Below are 19608 nucleotides of genomic sequence, written 5' to 3' on the forward strand. Positions count from 1 at the left end.
GTTTTTCTTATTTCGTGATGGACGAAAGCGCGTGAAGCGCGAGGATGTAGCTGTGCGCGCCGAAACCGCAGATGACGCCCTTGACGGCGGGCGCGATCATCGACGTATGGCGGAATTCTTCGCGGGCATGCACATTGGAAAGGTGCAGTTCGACCACCGGCACCTTGATGGCGCGAATGGCGTCGTGCAGGGCGATCGAGGTGTGGGTATAGGCACCGGCATTGATGGCGATGCCAGCGGCGGCATCGCCGCCTTCGTGGATCCAGTCGACCAGATCGCCTTCATGGTTGGACTGGCGGAAATCGACCGCAAAGCCCAGCTTCTCACCCTCCGCCTTGCAGAGCGCCTCGATATCCGCAAGCGTGTGCCCGCCATAGATGCCGGGTTCACGTTTGCCGAGGGCATTCAGGTTGGGACCGTTGAGCACGAAAAGGGTGGAAGCCATTCACAATTCCGCATGCTGGAAAGACAATTACCTATAGACCGGCGGTTTCCACAGGGAAAGCCCCAAGGGCAGGGGCTTTGCCGGTCGAATGGGGCGATGTCCACAAGCAGCAACGGCTGAACACGGCCAGCGTGGCAGGAAGATGGCGGTTTTAGCAGGTCGCCTTGCCGCACGCCCTGACATTGGCGATCTTTTCGCGAAGGTCGTCCGCGCCCACCGCGCCGAAGATCATCTCCTGGCCGAGCACGTAGGACGGCGTGCCGGTGATGCCGAGTTCGTTGGCCAGCGAATAGGCTTCGCGCACCGCCTCGTCATGCGGCTTGTCGGCCATCGTCTTGCGGACGTCAGCCTCGGCAAGGCCCATCGTCGCGGCAAGGGCGATCGCGCTTTCTTCCGTCGCGCGGCCCTCGTTGCCGAGCAGCGCGCGGTGGAACTCGCCGTACTTTTCAGGGGCAAGATCCCGCACGGCTGCGCTCACCTTGTGGGCGGCGAGCGAATCGGGGCCGAGGATCGGCAGTTCCTTCAAAACGAAGCGGATGTTCTTGTCTTCCTTCAGCAGCGCATCCATGTCGGAGAGCGCGCGCTTGCAGTAACCACAGTTGTAGTCGAAGAATTCGACGATCGTGACGTCGCCCTTCGGATTGCCGAGTGCGATGTCGTAGGGCGAGGAGAAGATCGCCTTTTCGTTGTCGGTGATGGCGGACTGGGCTTTCGCCTGCTGCTGCTCTTCCTGCTTCTTCTGCAGGGCCTCCTGCACCTCGATAAGGATTTCCGGGTTCTCGACGAGGTATTCCTTGATGAATTCGCCGATTTCCTTCTTCTGCGCATCATCGAGGGCAAGGGCGGGCAGGGGGGCTGCGACCGAAAGGGCAAGTGCTACCGTGGCCGCGAGCTTCGTCTTGAATGTCATGTCTTTGCTGTCCTCGTCGTGATGCGCCGGAGAAGTGCCATTGGCGGCCCCTCAACGTCAATGCGGGTCGTGGCGCTTTCAACGACCTTATGGTCGGGCAGGCGCAAACGATAGGGTAAAAGCGGCGGATTTTCGGCCCTCGCGGGATTGTGAAGACGGGCATCTTGCGGCAGGAAGACGCGACCCGAAGAACCGGAAGGCAGTCCCATGAAACTCTCCCGCCGCGGCGCCGTCGAACCCTTTCACGCCATGGATGTGCTGGCCGAGGCGACGAAGCGTCGTGCGGCCGGCCGGCCGGTGATTTCCATGGCCGTCGGCCAGCCCGTGCATCCCGCACCGCAAGCGGCGCGAGACGCCGCCCGCCGGGCGCTCGAGATCGGCCGCATCGGCTATACGGATGCGCTCGGCCTCCTTTCGCTGCGCCGCGCCATATCCGATTTCTACAAGCGCCATCACGGCGTCTCCGTCGATCCGGGCCGGATCGCCATCACGACAGGCTCTTCGGCCGGCTTCAACCTCGCTTTTCTTGCGCTGTTCGATGCCGGCGACCGCGTTGCCATCGCGCGTCCCGGCTATCCGGCCTACCGCAATATCCTTGCGGCGCTCGGCATCGAGACGGTGGAAATCGAGGTGAATGCGGAAAACGGCTTCACGCTGACCCCGGCAGCGCTGGAGGCCGCCGCCGCTGCCCATGGCCGCATCGACGGTGTGCTGCTCGCCAGCCCCGCCAACCCGACGGGCACCGTGACCGGTCGCGCCAATCTTGCGGCGCTCTCCGCCTATTGCCGGGACAACGGCATGGCCTTCATCTCCGACGAGATCTACCACGGCCTCACCTTCGTCGGCGAAGAGGCGACGGCGCTGGAGTTCGGCGATGACGCGGTGATCATCAACTCCTTCTCGAAATACTATTGCATGACCGGCTGGCGCATCGGCTGGATGGTGCTGCCGGAGGCGCTGGTGCGCCCCGTCGAGCGCATCGCCCAGAGCCTCTACATTTCCGCGCCGGAGCTTTCGCAGATCGCGGCGGAAGCTGCGCTCGGGGCGGAGGCGGAACTCAACGTCTATCGCGACGCCTACAAAGCGAATCGCGACCTCCTGGTGAAGCGGCTGCCGGAACTTGGCTTTGCCATCGCCTCGCCGATGGACGGCGCCTTCTACGCCTATGTCGATGTCAGCCGATTCACCAATGACAGCATGGCCTTCGCCCGCCGCATGCTCACGGAAACCGACGTCGCGGCGACGCCGGGTGCCGACTTCGATCCGCAGGACGGACACCATACGATGCGCTTCTCCTATGCGGGCGCCTACGAGGAGATGAGCGAGGCGGTCGACCGCCTCGCGCGCTGGCTCGCCTGAAATGGGGAAAGCGGTACCGTTTCAGGCGCTTGTGGCGAGAACCGGATTCAATCCCGCAAGCCCCTGAATCGCCTTGTGAGCATCAGACCCGGTTGATCGACACACCGCCGTCGACGAGCATCGCCGTCCCGGTCGTGAAACTTGCGGCATCCGAGCACAGGAAGAGTGCGGCCTCGGCAATCTCCTCCGGCGCGGCGATGCGCTTGAAGGCATTGAGGCCGGCGATGAAGTCGCGCGCCTCCGGCGTGTTTGCCACCGCCCGCCCCATCGGCGTGTCCGTCGCGCCCGGCAGTAGCGCGTTCACGCGAATACCTTTCGGCCCGTATTCCGAGGCGAGCACCTGCACGAGGCCGACGAGGCCGGATTTCGAGGCGGCATAGGCTGCGAGCCCCGGAAAGCCGGCCGTGTAGCCGACGAAGGTCGAGGTGAAGACGAGGCTGCCGCCGCCGCGTGCTTCCATGGCCGGCAGCTGGTGTTTGGCGGCGAGAAAGCCGCTGGTCAGGTTGATGGCGACGACGTCCTGCCATTCGGCCAGGGAAAGGGCGGTGAGGGGGCCGACCGGACCTGTTGTTCCGGCATTGTTGAAGGCGATGTCGAGGCTGCCGAATTCGGCCCGCGCCGCCTCGACCAGCGCCTGGTGGTGCGCTTCCTCGCTGACGTCGCCTGGCACCGCGACGGCGGTGCCGCCTGTTCCACGGATCTCGTCGGCAAGCTCTTCGAGCTGCTCGCGCCTGCGGGCGGAGAGCACGAGCCGTGCGCCCTGGCGGGCGAAGAGAAGCGCGGCGGCGCGGCCGATGCCGGAGCTGGCGCCGGTGACGATGGCGATCTTGTTGTCGAGACGGGGCATGAATTTCTCCCTTGCTGGTTTCCTGCGGCCCGGATGTCGCAGAAGGGAGCGACGGGAGCCACCCGAAACCCGCGCACGAAAAAGGCCCGGACAATGCCGGGCCTTTCTCAATTCCTGGATATTAGCGGCTTCTTAGAAGAAGCCGCGGCGCTGCCACCAGCCGCCCTTCTTGGGCTTTTCCGGTTCGTCGTCCGGCGCTGCTTCTTTCGTCGTCGAAGACTTCACCACCGGCTCGGAGGCAATCTTGGAGATGTCGCGGTTGGCGCGCCCGGGCTTGGCCGGTTCGTCGAGAGCGGCAGAGGCTGCTTCGACTTCCGGCTCGACCGGGGTTGCCTCTTCGGCGGCAGAAGCCGGCTGGGCCTCGATCTCGCTGCGGGCAGCTTCATCGGTGGCGACCTCTTCTACGGCCTTGGCACGGCTGCGGCGAGCGCGCTTCGGCTTGGCCGGCGGCTCTTCAGCCACCACTTCGACTGGCGCTTCCTCGGCCGCGACGATCACTTCGGCGACCTCTACCTCGACGGCGACGGCCTCTTCGGCGTCGTCCGCATCGCTATCGCCGTCCTCGGAGCCTTCGGCGCCAGCCTCGAGCGAGCCGTCCTCGGGACGGTTGCGGCGGCCGCCGCGCTTGCCGCGGCGGCGGCGCTTGCGGCGATCGGACGTGTCGTCAGCCTGCGCCTGGGGGGTGTCTTCCGCACCCTCGTCGCCATCGGCCTCGTCGTCATCGAGCGCGTCGTCATCACCGGCCTGTTCGCCACCGAAGGATGCGGTGTCCGTGCCGTCACCGTTTTCGCGGCGGCCACGACGACGGCGGCGGCGCTTGCGCTTGTTGCGGCCGTTCTCATCGGATGTCGCCGACGAGGACGAAGCCTGCGCGGCCGCGGCCGGACGCGCTTCTTCCTCGTCTTCGTCGATCTCGTCTTCGACTACGATGTCGTCATCTTCCGGTTCGGGTTCGAAATGCAGTATCTGCTCGATCTTGACCGGGTTCTCGACGGGCTCGCCGCGGTCGATCGCAAAATGCTGCGCGCCGACATGGGCATCCGCCTCGATGATGATCTGGACGCCGAAGCGGGTCTCATAATCGATGATCGTGCCGCGCTTGTGGTTGAGCAGATAGAGCGCGATATCGGGCGTCGTGCGGACGACGATGTTGTGCGTCGTGTTCTTGAGCAGGTATTCCTCGATGCCGCGCAGGACGTGCAGCGCCACCGACGACTGCGAGCGGATATGGCCCGTGCCGTTGCAATGCGGGCAGGTCTGCATGGTCGATTCGAGAACCGAAGCGCGGATGCGCTGGCGCGACATTTCCAAGAGGCCGAAATGCGAGATGCGGCCGACCTGGATGCGCGCGCGGTCGTTCTTGAGGTGGTCCTTGAGGCGCTTTTCGACCGACCGGTTGTTGCGCTTCTCCTCCATGTCGATGAAGTCGATGACGACGAGGCCGGCAAGGTCGCGCAGGCGAAGCTGGCGCGCCACTTCCTCGGCGGCTTCCAGGTTCGTCTGGAGCGCGGTCTCCTCGATCGAGTGTTCGCGCGTCGAGCGGCCGGAGTTGACGTCGATCGAGACGAGCGCCTCGGTCTGGTTGATGATGATGTAGCCGCCGGACTTCAGCGTCACCTGCGGCTGCAGCATGCGGTCGAGCTGGGCTTCGATGCCCGAGCGCGAGAAGATCGGATGCACGTCGCGATAGGGTTGCACGACCTTGGCATGGCTCGGCATCAGCATCTTCATGAAGCCCTTGGCTTCACGGTAGCCTTCCTCGCCGGCGACGATGATCTCGCTGATGTCCTTGTTGTAGAGGTCGCGGATCGAGCGCTTGATCAGCGAGCCTTCCTCATAGACGAGGCAGGGCGCGGTGGAGGCGAGCGTCAGCGTGCGGACGTTCTCCCACAGGCGCATCAGGTATTCGAAGTCGCGCTTGACCTCGACGCGGGTGCGGTTTGCGCCGGCGGTGCGCAGGATGACGCCCATGCCCTGCGGAACCTCGAGGTCGCGGGCGATTTCCTTCAGGCGCTTGCGGTCCTGCAGGTTGGTGATCTTGCGCGAAATGCCGCCGCCGCGCGCCGTGTTCGGCATCAGGACGGAGTAGCGGCCGGCGAGCGACAGGTAGGTGGTCAGCGCCGCGCCCTTGTTGCCGCGCTCTTCCTTGGCGACCTGCACAAGCAGGATCTGGCGGCGCTTGATGACTTCCTGGATGCGGTACTGCTTGCGCGGCTTGCGCACGACGCGATCCGGAACCTCTTCCATCGCGTCTTCGGCGCCGACGGATTCGATGACTTCCTTTTCCTCGCCGCGATGATCGTCCTCGTCATCATCGTCATCGCGGCGACGGCGGCCGCGCGAGCGTTCGGCGGGCTCGGAAACCTCGTCGGTGTCGACGGCCATGGCCATCGCGCCGCCGGGGGTCTCGTCGTCGCTGCTCTCGGCGGGGGCGGCGGCCTCTTCGGCGGCCGGTGCATCCTCGGCTTTCGCCTTGGGCTTGCGCGGGCGGCGCGGCTTCTTCGGCTTTTCGGCCGGTGCCTCTTCCGCAAGGGCGGCCGCGGCTTCGACGACTTCGGCCTCGACAACAGTCTCGGCGGTTTCTGCCTCGACGGGCGCAACGGCCTGCACTTCTTCTTCAACGGCGGCTGTTTCCGGCGTTGCCGCGTCTTCGGAGCGATCGCCCGCGGTCTCGACATGCTCGATGTCGTCGTCGCGGCGGTGCTCCTCGGCCTCGGCCCTCAGCAGGGCCTGTCGGTCGGCAAGCGGGATCTGGTAGTAATCCGGGTGGATTTCGGCGAAGGCCAGGAAGCCGTGGCGGTTGCCGCCGTAATCGACGAAGGCCGCCTGGAGCGACGGTTCGACGCGTGTGACCTTGGCAAGGTAGATATTGCCGCGGATCTGTTTCTTGTGTTCGGATTCGAAGTCGAATTCTTCTATGCGGTTTCCGCGCACGACAACGACGCGCGTCTCTTCAGAGTGAGACGCATCGATAAGCATTTTCTCTGCCATGTAGATTGAGCTCCTCGGCGCAGCCGCGATCCTGGCGGCGAACCGTTCCCATCTAGGGAGGTGCCGGGGGAGGAGGGGGATGCGCCGGATATGTAAGTTCTCGTCGGGCCCCGGTGCGGGGTTAGCGGACGGAGGGTGGCCGGTGCGCGAGCGCCCCGGTGCCTGTTACCCTCTGGTAGTATCCGCTGTGACAACATCAACGTCCAACGAGAATGCCTGTGCCATAGACCTGAGCGGTCCGATGAAATTGCCCTTGGGTAAGGGCGTTTGGTGGAAATCCACCTTGACTGTCCCGGCCACCGCCGGTTTACGCGATCTTATCGGCCGGGAAAAAGCGGTGCGACGGCGGATGAAGGCCCGGTTCGGCGCCAAGCCCCGAAGGAGTGGCTGCCTGCTCTAAGCGATTCTATCCCGTCTATTCTTTTTCCCTGATTTTGCTTTTATGGCGGATATGTCACAATGGCAAGGGAAAAGCCAAAAGCGTCATAATCTTGATCGATTTGCCCCTATGGCTGCGCAAGTGCTGCGGCAACGCCCCTTGGCAAGCTTTGGTTAACCATATGGGGGCATCTATGGACCTCGTCCTGTGCCGCATCGCGCGGTTTCCACGCGTTTGAACGGACTGCCAGTGGTGATGCTACGCCTTCTGACCGAAACCTTTTTCCGCGTTGCCGCCGGTGCGATCGTCGCCGTGCTCAGCCTGTCGCTCGTCACGCCCGCCCTTGCCGTTTCCGCCACGGCCGCACCGCTGCTCGCCTTTTCCGCGCGGATCGCCGGTGACGACGCGCGCACCCGTCTCATCATCGATTTCGACCGCAAGCCGGATTTCAAGGTCCATTACGTCGCCAATCCCTATCGCGTGCTGATCGACCTGCCGGAGACCGCTTTCGGCCTCAAGGCGGAGGAGCTGGAAGCGCGCGGCATCTTTTCCGACATCCGCTACGGCACGATGGCCGCCGGCCGTTCGCGCATCGTCCTGACGGCATCGCGTCCCGTCGGCGTCGTGCTGGCCGAGGTGCAGGAAGAGCAGGGGGCGGCGAGCTACCGGCTGGTCATCGACACGGCGATCGTCACCGACCAGGCCTTCCAGGCGCTCATGGAAAAGCAGAGCTGGCAGGAAGCTGCTGCCCCGGCCAGCGCCGAGCAGACGCCCGTCATGCTGCCCGGCAGCCGGGCGGACGGCCCCTTCGTCATCGCGGTCGATGCCGGGCATGGCGGCATCGACAACGGCGCACGCGGCGGCGTCACCAAGACCGAGGAAAAGCACGTCACGCTCGCCTTCGCCCGCCAGTTGACCGAGGCGCTGAACGCGCTGCCCGGCACGCGCGCCATCCTGACGCGCGACAAGGACGAGTTCCTCTCCCTGTCGCAGCGTGTACAGCTCGCCCGCAACGAGGGAGCGAACCTGCTGATCTCGATCCATGCCGACACGCTGAAACAGAAGGACATTCGCGGCGCGACGGTCTACACCATCTCCGACAAGGCCTCCGACAGTCTGGCCGCGAGCCTTGCCGAGCGTGAAAACCTGTCCGACCAGATCGCCGGCATCTCCTTCGTCGACGAGCCGGCGGAAGTTGCCGATATCCTTTTGGACCTGACGCGCCGCGAGACGCAGGCCTTCTCGATCAATCTCGCCCAGAGCATCGTCAGCAATTTCAAGGATCAGGTGCTGCTGATCAACAATCCGCACCGCCATGCCGGCTTCCGCGTGCTGACCGCGCCGGACGTGCCCTCGATCCTGCTCGAACTCGGCTTCATGTCGAACAAGGACGACGAGAAGCTGCTGGTCGATCCCGCATGGCAGAAGAAGGTCGCGGGCCTCGTCGCCAAGGCGGTGGAGCAGTATCGCTCGACGGTCGTCGCCAACGGCGGCTGAGGTTTCTCGGCGCGCGGACGCGGAACGTGCTAGGCTCGCCTGTGCCGGAAAAGTGACAGCAGCCGCCATTGTGCGGTGGCGAAGCCGGGATGCATGCTGTAAGCCCTATTTTCCTCACATTCCGCTCGCTAGACGGGATCGAGAAAATGGATGACTCGTCCTCGACGGGAGAGCGCAGCGGCCGGATGAGCCGGGGCGTGCAAGGCCGGGCAGCAGGTCTGCCTGATGACATGACAAGCATAAGGCATCGGTAACTGGCTCATGATCAGACTGATTGGATATTTCTTCGGGATTGGCGCCGTCTTTTTCCTCGGCGTGGCGGGCGCGGTTGCGCTCTATCTCGGAAGTGTCACCAAGGATCTTCCCGATTATGAGGTCTTGAACAGCTACGCGCCGCCGGTGACGACGCGCGTGCATGCCGGCAACGGCGCGCTGATGGCCGAATATGCCCGCGAGCGCCGCCTCTACCTGCCGATCCAGGCGATTCCCGACCGCGTGAAGGCCGCGTTCCTTTCGGCCGAAGACAAGAACTTCTACCAGCATCCCGGTGTCGACGTGACCGGCCTTTTCCGCGCCATCGTGGTCAACGTCCAGAACATGGGCTCCGGCCGCCGCCCGGTCGGCGCGTCGACCATCACCCAGCAGGTGGCGAAGAACTTCCTGCTCTCCTCGGACCAGACCATCGACCGCAAGGTCAAGGAAGCGATCCTCTCCTTCCGCATCGAGCAGGCCTATTCCAAGGACCGCATTCTCGAACTGTACCTCAACGAAATCTTCTTCGGCCTGAATTCCTACGGCATCGCCGGTGCGGCGCTGACCTATTTCGACAAATCCGTCACCGAGCTGACGGTTGCCGAAACCGCCTATCTCGCCGCCCTGCCGAAGGGACCGTCGAACTACCATCCCTTCCGCCGTGCCGAAGCCGCCATCGAGCGCCGCAACTGGGTCATCGACCGCATGGTCGAGAACGGCTACGTCACCCAGAGCGACGGCGCAGAGGCAAAGGCCCAGCCGCTCGGCGTAACGCCGCGCCATCGCGGCTCCTATCTCTTTGCCTCGGAATTCTTCTCCGAAGAGGTCCGCCGGCAGATCATCGAGCGTTACGGCGACAATGCGCTTTACGAAGGCGGCCTTTCCGTGCGCACCTCGCTCGATCCGCGCATCCAGGTCGCCGCCCGCAAGTCCTTGCAGAAGGGCCTGCTGAGCTATGACGAGCGTCGCGGGTTCCACGGGCCTATCAAGACCATCGAGATCGGCGGCGACTGGGGCGTGGAGCTGGCCAAGGTCGAAGCGCTCTCGGACGTGCCGGAATGGAAGCTCGCCGTCGTGCTCGCCGTCGATGACGGCGGCGCCGATATCGGCCTGCAGCCGAGCAAGGAGGCCTCCGGCAAGGTCGTCGAGGAGCGCGTGACCGGCCGTATCGAGGCGAAGGCCATGACCTGGGCCTATCGTTCGGCCAAGGGCGACCGCAAGACGGCAAAATCGCCGGCCGGTGTCTTCACCGTCGGCGATGTCGTCTATGTCGAACCGCTGGAGGGCGGCACCTACCGTCTTCGCCAGCCGCCGAAAGTGCAGGGCGGCCTCGTCGCCATGGACCCGCATACCGGGCGCGTGCTCGCCATGGTCGGCGGCTTCTCCTACGGCCAGTCGGAATTCAACCGCGCCTCGCAGGCCATGCGCCAGCCGGGCTCGTCCTTCAAGCCCTTCGTCTACGCCGCCGCGCTCGACAACGGCTATACGCCGGCCTCCGTCATCATGGACGCGCCGATCGAGATCGTTGCCGGTGGCCAGGTCTGGCGTCCGCAGAACTACGGCGGCGGAGCGGCCGGCCCGTCGACGCTGCGCCTCGGCATCGAGCGCTCGCGCAACCTGATGACCGTGCGCCTTGCCAACGACATGGGCATGAACCTCGTCGCCGAATATGCCGAGCGCTTCGGCATCTACGACAAGATGTATCCGGTGCTCTCCATGTCGCTCGGCTCGGGCGAGACGACCGTGCTGCGCATGGTCTCGGCCTATTCGGTGCTTGCCAACGGCGGCAAGCAGATCAAGCCGTCGCTGATCGACCGCATTCAGGACCGTTACGGCAAGACGATCTTCCGCCACGAGGAGCGTACCTGCGAGAACTGCAATGCGACCGACTGGGAAAACCAGGAGGAGCCTGTTCTCGTCGACAACCGCGAGCAGGTGCTGGATCCGATGACGGCCTACCAGATCACCTCGATGATGGAAGGCGTCGTGACGCGCGGCACCGCGGCCGGCAAGATCAAGCTTGACCGCCCGACCGCCGGCAAGACCGGCACGACCAACGACGAGAAGGACGCCTGGTTCGTCGGCTACACGCCGGATCTCGTCGCCGGCCTCTATATCGGCTTCGACAACCCGGCCCCGCTTGGCCGCGGTGCGACCGGTGGCTCGCTTTCTGCGCCGATCTTCAACGAATTCATGCAGGCGGCGCTCGAAGGTACGCGCCCGACCAAGTTCATCGTGCCGGAGGGCATGCAGTTCATCGCCGTCAACCGCAAGACAGGCATGCAGGCCTCCGAGGGCGAGCCCGACACCATCATGGAAGCCTTCAAGCCCGGCACCGGCCCTGCAGATGTCTTCTCGGTCATCGGCGGCGAGGAATTTGCCAGCCCCGAGGAAATCCTCAAAAGTTCGCCGCAGGCCAATCAGGCGGTGACGGGCGGCAGCGGCGGCCTGTTCTGATCACGGGATGAGAGCGAGCGAGGGCGGGCGCGGGGCTTTACATCCGCACCCGCCCTCTCTATTTCACGGCCACCGAAATAGCATTGAAGAAGAAGGCGGTTATGCGCGCGGAAATCGAGAACGTCGTCGACGAAATCAAGCAGGCCATAAGCCTGCTGAGGAGGCATCTTTGACTGGGATCAGGCGGTAAGACGACTGGACTGGTTGAACAACAAGGCAGAGGACCCGAACCTCTGGAACGATGCCCAGGAAGCCCAGAAGCTGATGCGCGAGCGCCAGCAGCTGGACGAGGGTATCAATGGCGTCAAGGCCATCGAGCAGCAGCTCAAGGACAATATCGAACTCATCGAGCTTGGTGAGGAAGAGGGCGATGCTGCGATCGTCAAGGAAGCCGAGGACGCCCTGAAGGCTGTCCGCACCGAGGCCACGCGCAAGCAGGTCGAGGCGATGCTGTCAGGCGAAGCCGACGGCAACGATACCTATCTCGAAGTGCACTCCGGCGCCGGCGGTACGGAAAGCCAGGACTGGGCCAACATGCTTCTGCGCATGTACACCCGCTGGGCCGAGCGCTCGGGCTACAAGGTGGAACTCCTGGAAGTCCATGACGGCGAAGAAGCGGGCATCAAGTCCGCGACGATGCTCGTCAAGGGCCACAATGCCTATGGCTGGCTGAAGACCGAATCGGGCGTGCACCGCCTGGTCCGTATCTCGCCCTATGACAGCAACGCGCGCCGCCACACCTCGTTCTCGTCCATCTGGGTCTATCCGGTGATCGACGATTCGATCACCATCGACATCAACGAGAGTGATTGCCGCATCGATACCTACCGCTCGTCGGGCGCTGGCGGCCAGCACGTCAACACGACGGATTCGGCGGTGCGCATCACGCACATCCCGACCGGCATCGTGGTTGCCTGCCAGCAGGAACGCTCGCAGCACAAGAACCGTGCCAAGGCCTGGGACATGCTGCGCGCCCGTCTCTACGAGGCGGAGCTGAAGAAGCGCGAGGAAGCCGCCAACGCCGAAGCCGCATCCAAGTCGGATATCGGCTGGGGCCACCAGATCCGCTCCTACGTCCTCCAGCCCTACCAGCTGGTCAAGGACCTGCGCACCGGCGTCGAAAGCACCGCTCCCTCGGACGTGCTCGACGGCGAGCTCAACGAATTCATGGAAGCCGCACTCGCCCACCGCGTGAACGGTGGCGCCGATTCGGTGGTGGATGACTTGAACTAATTCTCATTCAAAGACGAAATGGAAACGGGCGCCGCGGCGCCCGTTTTTCGTTCATCTACCCACAACCTCTCCTCGTCGCCCTCGGCGCAAGCTCGAGGATGACGAGGAGAGGGGACAGGGCACCCGTTCTCAATTGGTCGCACGCTCGATCTTGATCTCGCCGAGATCGTCGATCAGCACCGTCCAGCTCTCGGGTTCCGCCGCCTTCGGATCGGTCTTCAGATAGACGGTCGCGAACAGCCCCGGCTGCGTGGTGATCCCCGACGAGTTTTCCGGTCGGATGTCGGTGACATAGGGTTTCATCGCCGAGAACTCCTCCAGCACGGTGGAGGAGGCGATCTTCGGGCCATTGGCGGTCGCCTCGATCTGCTGGAGATGGACCTGTGCCGTGCCATCCGGCTGGCGCACTGCGATCAGCTTGTAGTAGCCGCGGCGCAGGGCGGCAGGCGCCTTCGCTTCGGCCGTCTCAGGCTTTGCCGCGGCCGCATCCTCCGCGCCATCCTCTGCCTGCTCTTCCCAGAAACCGGTGCTGACGACGAAGGTGATGGTTTCCGCCACCGGTGGTTCCTGGCCAAGGGCAGGGGATCCGGCGAGGAGAAGCAAGGCGAGGGCGGTGGCAAGTGCGTGCCGCGTCATGGCGAAACTCCTGTCCCTGGTCTGGTGAACCTTGTCAGTAGTCGAACTGTTCGGCAAGAATCCGGTCGGACCAGGAATGATCGGGATCGGAGAGGATGCGGGCCGAAAGCCCGGCCGATTCGGCGATGCGCACCGACGTGACGGATTTGACCTCGGTATTGTCGGCGACCGCGTTGACCGGACGCTTCTCCGCTTCCAGGACCTCGATCTCCACTTTCACCTTGTTCGGTAGGAGCGCACCGCGCCAGCGCCGTGGCCGGAAGGCGCTGACCGGTGTCAGCGCCAGCAGCGGCGCCTCCAGCGGCAGGATCGGCCCATGGGCGGAGAGGTTGTAGGCCGTCGAGCCGGCAGGCGTGGCAAGCAGGAGCCCGTCGCAAATCAGTTCCTCCAGCCGCACGTGCCCGTCGATGCTGACCCTCAGCTTCGCCGCCTGGTAGGATTGGCGAAAGAGATAGACCTCGTTGATGGCAAGCGCCCGGCGCTCCTGGCCGCTCGCGTCGCTGGTGACCATTTCCAGCGGCCGGAAAGCGTTCTCTACCGCGCCCTCGACACGATCGGGCAGGTCCGCCGGATCGTAGCGGTTCATCAGGAAACCGATGGAGCCGCGGTTCATGCCGTAGACGCGCTTGCCCGAATTCATCGTGGTGTGCAGCGTCTGCAGCATGAAACCGTCACCGCCGAGCGCGACGATGACGTCGGCCTCTTCCGGATCGGCATTGCCGTAGATCGAAATCAGTTCGTTGCGCGCGTCCTGCGCTTCGGCTGCCTGCGAGGCGACGAAGGAGAGGGAATTGAAATTACGCGCCATGCCACCGATCCGCATCCTCGAAGCAAGCCCTGCTGTGTGCTGCACACAGGGCCGGTCTTTGTCGCATGCCTTTACGGCACGCGCATCTGAAAAATATGACAGAACGTCGTGAGGGCGGAAGCGCTCAGGCCTTCGCCGCTCCCGCCCGCTCTTCCAGCTTTTTCAGCACGGCCTGCCCGTTGGCCGCCGCTTCCATCGGATTGCCGAACGGCCCCTTCACCGGATAGGTGACGCCGCGAAAGGTGAGGGCGTAGAAGTACTTCCCGTCGATCCGCTTTTCGACCACCACCTTCGAAATCGGTCCCTTGTCTTCCGCCACCTTCGTTCCTCCACCATGGGTCTCGCAGGGCAGCCGATGCCGGCCGCCGCCGCGAAACGGGAATGCGGGCGCCCGAGGCGCCCGTCGATCAATCGCCTATAGGCCAGTCCATGCTGGACGGCAATGTGGAAGGTGGCGGAGCGAGGCGTGCGCCGCTGGAATCACAAAAGCGGAGGGCAGGCTGCGAGAACGACATGCGGAAAGTCGCAAAAGGGCGAACTTGAAAGGGCGCGGAGAATTTGAGGGCTGCGTTGAACGACGAGCAACCAACCGGTCCGGTTAGCGCAAGAGAACGCTCTTCTTTCGCCATGTCTGCGCTTTTGGAAAAATGGTGCCCCCACCAGGACTCGAACCCGGGACCCCCTGATTACAAATCAGGTGCTCTACCAACTGAGCTATAAGGGCACTCAGCGAGGGAGTTAGCATATTCTCCGCCGCTGTAAAGGGAAAAGGCGGCTTCAGATCGACCAGTTGCTGTCGAGGGCGGTTCTGGGGATGATTTCCTGGCAGCGTACCATTGAGCGGGGCAGGTTTTCGGCGAGGTGATCGATGAGGGCGCGCACGGCCGGCAGCATGCCGTGGCGCGAGGTGAAAACGGCGTGCACGGTCGATTCCGCGCTGGTCCATTCCGGCAGGACCGGTGTCAGGAAGCCGCTGCGGAAGCCGCGTTCGACGATCATGTCGGGCAAGAGGGCAAGGCCGATGCCTTCGATCGTCGCCCGCTCCAGCACGCTGAAATCCGAGCAGAGCAGCACGGGGGAATGGGAGACGTCGTGTACCTCGCCGTTCTCGTGAAAGAGTGTCCAGATCGCCCGCGGGCTGTTTTCCTGCATGGAGAGCGTGGGTACGCGGCCGATCGTCTCGAGATCGACCGGGCCGTGCTGCTCCAGAAAGCGCGGGCTTGCAGCAAGATAGCGCCGCGTGCCGGCAAAGCGGCGCACGATCAGCGACTGGTCCGTGTCGTAGCCGTCGCGCACGCGCAGGGCGATATCGATGCGCTCCTCGATGAGATCGACCGCGCGGCCGGTGGTGAGGATGGAGAGGCGGACGCCGGGATAGCGCTTCATGAAACCCGGCAGCACGTCGGCCACCATGGGGGCAAAACCCGGCGGCATCGACAGGCGCACGGTGCCCGCCGGTTCCGCCTTGGCGACTGCGATCACGGCCTCGGCCGCCTCCACGCCGGAGAGCACGGCCTCGCAGCGCTCATAGAAGGACTGGCCGATATCGGTGATGGCGAGCTTGCGGGTGGAGCGCTCGATGAGGCGCACGCCGAGCTGTTCCTCCAGCGCCGCGATGCGCTTGCTGATCTTGGACTTGGGTACGGACAGGGCGTTTGCCGCGGCGGTAAAGCCCTTGTGGCGCACCACGGCGGCGTAGAGCGCGAGATCGTTCAGGTCCTGCATGGGCGTCTCCGGGCGGTTTTGCGAATTATTGTTTCCTCAGTGAAACAGTCAATTGGATTTTTGCTGTCTAATCGCGTGATTGTTTTCGGAACATATGTATCGCACCCAAACCGCAACCAAGGTGCTGATCCATGAATATCCTCCATATCGATTCCGGCATTCTCGGCGATCATTCCGTCTCCCGCCGCCTGACGGCCGCCGTTGCCGCCCAGATCAAGGCCGAACAGCCTGCCGCCACCATCACCTACCGCGATCTCGTCGCCAATCCGCTGCCGCACCTGTCCGGTGCGCATCTGATGGCCGCCAATGCCAAGCCGGAAGAGCTCGACGCACAGATCGCCGCCGACGTTGCCGAAAGCAAGATCGTGCTCGACGAGTTCCTCGCGGCCGACACGGTCATTCTCGGCGTGCCCATGTACAACTTCTCTCTGCCCAGCCAGCTGAAGGCCTGGATCGACCGCGTTGCCGTCGCCGGTAAGACCTTCCGCTACACGGCCGAGGGGCCGGAAGGCCTCGCCAAGGGCAAGAAGGTCATCATCGTCTCCACCCGCGGCGGCCACTACTCCGCCGGTCCGGCCGCCGCCATGGACCACCAGGAAAGCTACCTGAAGGTCGTGCTCGGCTTCTTCGGCATCACGGATGTCGAGGTGGTGCGTGCCGAAGGCCTGAACCTCAGCCCCGATTCGAAGATCGAGGCGATTTCCGAAGCCGAGCGCACCATCAACGGTCGCGGCGTGCTGAAGCTTGCCAGCTAGACGCTGACCTCCGAAACGCAAAAGGCCCGCCGGTGAAAGCCGGTGGGCCTTTTCGTTTGTGTGCGGCCGGTTCAGCCCAGAAGGTGCCGCTGCGTGGCGTAAAGCGCGATCGCCGCGGCGTTCGAGACGTTGAGCGACTTGATCGCGCCGGGCATATCGAGCCGGGCGAGCGCCTTGCAGGTGGCGCGCGTCTTTTGCCGCAGGCCCTTGCCCTCCGCGCCCATGACGAGGGCGATGCGATCGCCCGAAAGCGTGCTCTCCAGCGGTTCCGGGCCTTCCGAATCGAGGCCGATCGTCAGGAAACCGAGCTTGTGCAGCTCGTCCAGCGCGTCGGCGAGGTTGGTGATCTGGATATAGGGAATGAGCTCCAGCGCGCCCGAGGCCGTCTTGGCGAGCACGCCCGATTCGGTTGGCGAGTGGCGCTGCGTCGTGATGACCGCGCCGGCATTGAAGGCGACGGCCGAACGCATGATGGCGCCGACATTGTGCGGGTCCGTCACCTGGTCGAGCACCAGCAGCAGCGGACTGTCCTTCAGCGCTTCCAACCGCCGGACGGGCAGGGGACGCGTCTCCAGCATGACGCCCTGATGGATCGCATCGGGGCCGAGCACCTTGTCGAGGTCGGACGGCAGCACGGTTTCGACCGGATAGGGCAGGGTGGAGAGATCGGGCAGCTCCAGCCGCTGGGCGGCGTTCTGGCTCACCGAAAGCTTGATGATCTTCCGTTCCGGATTGTCCAGCGCGGCGCGCACCGTGTGCAGGCCGTAGAGGTAGACCTGGTCGGGTGAAGCCGCCGGGGCCTTCCAGCCCTCCGCCGGCTTGCGACGACGGTCGTCCCGGGGTGTCGGAATTTCGCCGCGCTCGCGCCGCTGGTCGCGATGCGCCCGGCGCAATTTGGCATAGTGGGTGTCTTTTGCGGATTTGCCGCTGGTATCGTCTTTGCTCATGCGGCCTTATAGACCAAGTCGCAGCGAAGTGTGCAGCGGTTTTGCACAAGGGACGGGCGAAAAACAGAAAAACATCGGCCGATGGGCGGGATGCTCCGCTTCCGGCGGAGTGCCGGCGGCTTGCGAACCGTGCCGGCCGACCGCCGATTGGGGACGATGACGTTTTTCGCAATTTTTTCCGTGGCCTCGTGTTGACAGGACGATTTGTGCCCGTCATATACGCCGCCAGATCGAAGGCGCCGGCCACAAGGCACTGCCCGCCGGTCGACACTGGTCGCTTGATCCCGACGGAATATGGAGGGATGCCCGAGTGGTTAAAGGGGACGGACTGTAAATCCGTTGGCTCAGCCTACGTTGGTTCAAATCCAACTCCCTCCACCATTCCGTTGCACGGATCAAGACCCCCGCGGGTATAGCTCAATGGTAGAGCAGCAGCCTTCCAAGCTGAATACGCGGGTTCGATTCCCGCTACCCGCTCCAAAAAATCCATTACTTTACGGGTTTGCGCAGGTCATCTCTTTTGGTTGGCCGACAAGGCCGATTCGCTCTAGCCGCGTTCCAGATAGATCTGGCAGTTCTGCCGGTTGGCTTTCCCGGTGATCGTATTGCCGTCGATTTTGACCACGTAGTCGTAGGTATCCGGTCGCGCGGTAACGATGGCATAGGTGTTTGGAGTATCCTCCGCCGCCATCGGGCTGATCTGAGCCTCGTCGGTTCCTCTCGCTGCACCGCTATAGGCCCATTTCCCCTTGCCGACCCGGCCGAACTGTTCGTCGACGGAGAAGGTGATTGTGAACTGCCGCCGCCCGCAGGCGACGTTGCCCAGCCACATGCCGATGAGATCGGTTTTGCCGGCCGCTGCCCCCTCTTGCGGTGCCGCGTCGCGCAGGTTCGAAATTTCGGTCTCGAGCTCGCGAATGATGGCGCGCAACCGGTCGATTTCCTGCTGGTCATCGTCGTGACCCGTCCGTGGACCGCTTGGACCGCTTGCATCGAAATCCTGCGTGGAAGCCGGCATCGGTGCTATCCCGACAAGCAGAAGCGCGATGAGGCAGAGAGGCGGGGAGGATGCTCGTTTCAAGGTGGAACACACGCGGATTCGCACGGAGATCCTCCAAATTAAAGTCGTGGCTTTTCTTTTTTCTCAGGTGCCCTGCTTCTAGAGAAACCAGTCGGCGCTCACGTCGGTCATGTCGATGCCGCGGAGCGTGATAGTGCCGCCGCCGGAAAGGTTCAGCACAGCGAAGCCGCTCTTGTCTTCGGTGACGGTAAAGGTTTGCCCGCGCAGATCGATGAGGTCGGTCCCATCCTTGAAGTCGCGGATCGTGTCGTCGCCCTCCGCCTTGCCGAACACGAAGGTGTCGATACCCGTACCACCGGCAAGGGCATCGTCGCCCTGGCCGCCTCTGAGGGCGTCCTTTCCGCTTCCACCCGACAATGTATCCGCTCCTCTGTCGCCGAAGAGCTTGTCGTCCCCGGCGTCGCCGGAGACGGTGTCGTTGCCTGCGCCGCCCTCGACCTTGTCCGCGTCTGCACCGCCGGCCAGTTTGTCGTTTCCGGCGTCGCCCTTGATCTTGTCTTCGCCCTTGCCGCCCTTGATGCTGTCGTTGCCGGCCTCCCCACGCAAGGTATCCGCGCCGCCGCCGCCATCGATGCTGTCGTTTCCTTTTCGGCCTTTCACGACGTCGTCACCGCCAAGGGCGCGGATAATGTCGTCATTGTCGCCGCCGTTCAGCTTGTCCGCACGGTCCGTGCCTTGAATATTCCTGCCCTTCGCCCAGGCAAGGTCCATGGCCTCGCTCCACATCATCGCCATCGTCTCCTCCCGGTGGTTGAGAATGAGCCGCTGAATCTAGAGCACGCGTCCTGGGGGAACGCAGTCAAGCAAAGGGAGTGGCGGCGGCATCCGTTCGGCGTAGGAGCGGCCCGGAGATGCTTGGGAAACGGGATTGTTTGGGTGAAATCCCGCTGTAAGAGGCAAGGCATCGCCCAGGTTGGGGCTGAGGAGCAATGCGGGAGCGAAGCGAACGTGCTTCCCTTCGAGTGGTCAACGCATGCAGCTCCCCTAAGGCCCTGCCTTGAAAAAGCGATTCCGCGTCATGATCTAAGGGCTATCCGGCTTCCCCCAGCCCGTTTCCGGCGGATTTTCCCGTGCATTTAGCGCTTGCGCATTCGTTGCGAAAGCCTTAAACGCCTGCCAAACCGGACGGGCCGGTTAGCCCAACTTTCGTTCAGTAGGAATAAAAACATGGCAAAAGGTAAGTTTGAGCGCAACAAGCCTCACGTAAACATCGGCACGATCGGCCACGTTGACCATGGCAAGACGTCGCTGACGGCAGCGATCACGAAGTATTTCGGCGAGTTCAA

Annotated in this window: 17 protein-coding genes and 3 tRNA genes; 8 read left to right on the forward strand and 12 right to left on the reverse strand. The window is 63.7% G+C overall.

Going from position 1 to position 19608, the window contains the following annotated elements:
- Positions 1-7: 7 nt before the first annotated feature.
- Complete coding sequence (gene aroQ, locus P9A16_RS11360; protein ID WP_023514052.1) at positions 8-445, reverse strand: type II 3-dehydroquinate dehydratase; 438 nt, start codon at positions 443-445, stop codon at positions 8-10.
- A 151-nt stretch (positions 446-596) separates the two neighbouring features.
- Positions 597-1355, reverse strand: a complete 759-nt coding sequence (locus tag P9A16_RS11365) for a DsbA family protein (protein ID WP_023514053.1) — start codon at positions 1353-1355, stop codon at positions 597-599.
- Between the two features lie 207 nt (positions 1356-1562).
- On the opposite strand from P9A16_RS11365, the gene P9A16_RS11370 reads away from it, so the two are divergent.
- On the forward strand, positions 1563-2714 hold the full coding sequence (locus tag P9A16_RS11370) for a pyridoxal phosphate-dependent aminotransferase (RefSeq protein WP_023514054.1): 1152 nt from the start codon (positions 1563-1565) through the stop codon (positions 2712-2714).
- A gap of 82 nt (positions 2715-2796) precedes the next feature.
- Here P9A16_RS11370 and P9A16_RS11375 read toward each other — a convergent pair whose 3' ends face one another.
- Together P9A16_RS11375 and P9A16_RS11380 are read right to left on the reverse strand one after the other, a co-directional pair.
- The gene (locus P9A16_RS11375) at positions 2797-3561 is read right to left on the reverse strand and encodes an SDR family oxidoreductase (protein WP_023514055.1); all 765 of its coding nucleotides are present in this window, start codon (positions 3559-3561) and stop codon (positions 2797-2799) included.
- A 132-nt stretch (positions 3562-3693) separates the two neighbouring features.
- Complete coding sequence (locus P9A16_RS11380; RefSeq protein WP_278025691.1) at positions 3694-6552, reverse strand: Rne/Rng family ribonuclease; 2859 nt, start codon at positions 6550-6552, stop codon at positions 3694-3696.
- A 634-nt stretch (positions 6553-7186) separates the two neighbouring features.
- On the opposite strand from P9A16_RS11380, the gene P9A16_RS11385 reads away from it, so the two are divergent.
- The 3 genes from P9A16_RS11385 (at position 7187) to prfB (ending at position 12370) form a co-directional block, all read left to right on the forward strand.
- Positions 7187-8428 (forward strand): N-acetylmuramoyl-L-alanine amidase, encoded by a 1242-nt coding sequence (locus P9A16_RS11385; protein ID WP_023514331.1) that lies wholly within the window; start codon positions 7187-7189, stop codon positions 8426-8428.
- A 261-nt stretch (positions 8429-8689) separates the two neighbouring features.
- The gene (locus P9A16_RS11390) at positions 8690-11137 is read left to right on the forward strand and encodes a penicillin-binding protein 1A (protein ID WP_023514330.1); all 2448 of its coding nucleotides are present in this window, start codon (positions 8690-8692) and stop codon (positions 11135-11137) included.
- 101 nt (positions 11138-11238) lie between these two features.
- Positions 11239-12370 (forward strand): peptide chain release factor 2 gene (prfB, locus tag P9A16_RS11395; RefSeq protein ID WP_165909300.1). Its coding sequence is split into 2 segments (ribosomal slippage): positions 11239-11307 and positions 11309-12370, totalling 1131 coding nucleotides; the frame shifts between segments, so codons are not numbered across the junction.
- A gap of 129 nt (positions 12371-12499) precedes the next feature.
- On the opposite strand, the gene P9A16_RS11400 is transcribed toward prfB, so the two are convergent.
- The 5 genes from P9A16_RS11400 to P9A16_RS11420 all read right to left on the reverse strand — a co-directional run bounded on the left by P9A16_RS11400 (position 12500) and on the right by P9A16_RS11420 (position 15539).
- Complete coding sequence (locus tag P9A16_RS11400) at positions 12500-13006, reverse strand: hypothetical protein (protein WP_023514328.1); 507 nt, start codon at positions 13004-13006, stop codon at positions 12500-12502.
- Positions 13007-13040: 34 nt separating this feature from the next.
- Positions 13041-13814, reverse strand: a complete 774-nt coding sequence (locus P9A16_RS11405; RefSeq protein ID WP_023514327.1) for an NAD kinase — start codon at positions 13812-13814, stop codon at positions 13041-13043.
- 124 nt (positions 13815-13938) lie between these two features.
- The gene (locus P9A16_RS11410) at positions 13939-14133 is read right to left on the reverse strand and encodes a hypothetical protein (protein ID WP_023514326.1); all 195 of its coding nucleotides are present in this window, start codon (positions 14131-14133) and stop codon (positions 13939-13941) included.
- A 329-nt stretch (positions 14134-14462) separates the two neighbouring features.
- Positions 14463-14538: transfer RNA gene (locus P9A16_RS11415), tRNA-Thr, on the reverse strand.
- A gap of 53 nt (positions 14539-14591) precedes the next feature.
- Positions 14592-15539 (reverse strand): LysR family transcriptional regulator, encoded by a 948-nt coding sequence (locus P9A16_RS11420; protein ID WP_023514325.1) that lies wholly within the window; start codon positions 15537-15539, stop codon positions 14592-14594.
- Between the two features lie 131 nt (positions 15540-15670).
- Here P9A16_RS11420 and P9A16_RS11425 point away from each other — a divergent pair, with 131 nt between their 5' ends.
- Entirely contained in the window at positions 15671-16294 is a 624-nt protein-coding gene (locus tag P9A16_RS11425; protein ID WP_023514324.1) for an FMN-dependent NADH-azoreductase, read from the forward strand.
- 71 nt (positions 16295-16365) lie between these two features.
- Here P9A16_RS11425 and rlmB read toward each other — a convergent pair whose 3' ends face one another.
- Complete coding sequence (gene rlmB / locus P9A16_RS11430; protein ID WP_023514323.1) at positions 16366-17241, reverse strand: 23S rRNA (guanosine(2251)-2'-O)-methyltransferase RlmB; 876 nt, start codon at positions 17239-17241, stop codon at positions 16366-16368.
- Between the two features lie 296 nt (positions 17242-17537).
- Here rlmB and P9A16_RS11435 point away from each other — a divergent pair.
- Together P9A16_RS11435 and P9A16_RS11440 are read left to right on the forward strand one after the other, a co-directional pair.
- Positions 17538-17622: transfer RNA gene (locus P9A16_RS11435), tRNA-Tyr, on the forward strand.
- Positions 17623-17647: 25 nt separating this feature from the next.
- A tRNA-Gly gene (locus tag P9A16_RS11440) sits at positions 17648-17721 on the forward strand.
- 67 nt (positions 17722-17788) lie between these two features.
- Here P9A16_RS11440 and P9A16_RS11445 read toward each other — a convergent pair.
- Positions 17789-18259, reverse strand: coding sequence for a hypothetical protein (locus P9A16_RS11445; RefSeq protein WP_037406735.1), 471 nt, complete (start codon positions 18257-18259; stop codon positions 17789-17791).
- Positions 18260-18400: 141 nt separating this feature from the next.
- Positions 18401-19057, reverse strand: a complete 657-nt coding sequence (locus P9A16_RS11450; protein ID WP_051758629.1) for a calcium-binding protein — start codon at positions 19055-19057, stop codon at positions 18401-18403.
- A gap of 432 nt (positions 19058-19489) precedes the next feature.
- On the opposite strand from P9A16_RS11450, the gene P9A16_RS11455 reads away from it, so the two are divergent.
- The coding region (locus P9A16_RS11455; RefSeq protein WP_278025697.1) for a GTP-binding protein at positions 19490-19608 on the forward strand (119 nt) is incomplete at its 3' end.

Source organism: Shinella sp. 838, assembly GCF_029623935.1.
Lineage (GTDB): Bacteria > Pseudomonadota > Alphaproteobacteria > Rhizobiales > Rhizobiaceae > Shinella.

What these genes read in the sequence shown, in the direction of transcription:
- aroQ (WP_023514052.1), bottom strand. Translation starts at nt 445, where the DNA reads ATGGCTTCCACCCTTTTCGTGCTCAACGGTCCCAACCTGAATGCCCTC.
- P9A16_RS11365 (WP_023514053.1), bottom strand. Translation starts at nt 1,355, where the DNA reads ATGACATTCAAGACGAAGCTCGCGGCCACGGTAGCACTTGCCCTTTCG.
- P9A16_RS11370 (WP_023514054.1), top strand. Translation starts at nt 1,563, where the DNA reads ATGAAACTCTCCCGCCGCGGCGCCGTCGAACCCTTTCACGCCATGGAT.
- P9A16_RS11375 (WP_023514055.1), bottom strand. Translation starts at nt 3,561, where the DNA reads ATGCCCCGTCTCGACAACAAGATCGCCATCGTCACCGGCGCCAGCTCC.
- P9A16_RS11380 (WP_278025691.1), bottom strand. Translation starts at nt 6,552, where the DNA reads ATGGCAGAGAAAATGCTTATCGATGCGTCTCACTCTGAAGAGACGCGC.
- P9A16_RS11385 (WP_023514331.1), top strand. Translation starts at nt 7,187, where the DNA reads ATGCTACGCCTTCTGACCGAAACCTTTTTCCGCGTTGCCGCCGGTGCG.
- P9A16_RS11390 (WP_023514330.1), top strand. Translation starts at nt 8,690, where the DNA reads ATGATCAGACTGATTGGATATTTCTTCGGGATTGGCGCCGTCTTTTTC.
- P9A16_RS11400 (WP_023514328.1), bottom strand. Translation starts at nt 13,006, where the DNA reads ATGACGCGGCACGCACTTGCCACCGCCCTCGCCTTGCTTCTCCTCGCC.
- P9A16_RS11405 (WP_023514327.1), bottom strand. Translation starts at nt 13,814, where the DNA reads ATGGCGCGTAATTTCAATTCCCTCTCCTTCGTCGCCTCGCAGGCAGCC.
- P9A16_RS11420 (WP_023514325.1), bottom strand. Translation starts at nt 15,539, where the DNA reads ATGCAGGACCTGAACGATCTCGCGCTCTACGCCGCCGTGGTGCGCCAC.
- P9A16_RS11425 (WP_023514324.1), top strand. Translation starts at nt 15,671, where the DNA reads ATGAATATCCTCCATATCGATTCCGGCATTCTCGGCGATCATTCCGTC.
- rlmB (WP_023514323.1), bottom strand. Translation starts at nt 17,241, where the DNA reads ATGAGCAAAGACGATACCAGCGGCAAATCCGCAAAAGACACCCACTAT.
- P9A16_RS11445 (WP_037406735.1), bottom strand. Translation starts at nt 18,259, where the DNA reads ATGCCGGCTTCCACGCAGGATTTCGATGCAAGCGGTCCAAGCGGTCCA.
- P9A16_RS11450 (WP_051758629.1), bottom strand. Translation starts at nt 19,057, where the DNA reads ATGGCGATGATGTGGAGCGAGGCCATGGACCTTGCCTGGGCGAAGGGC.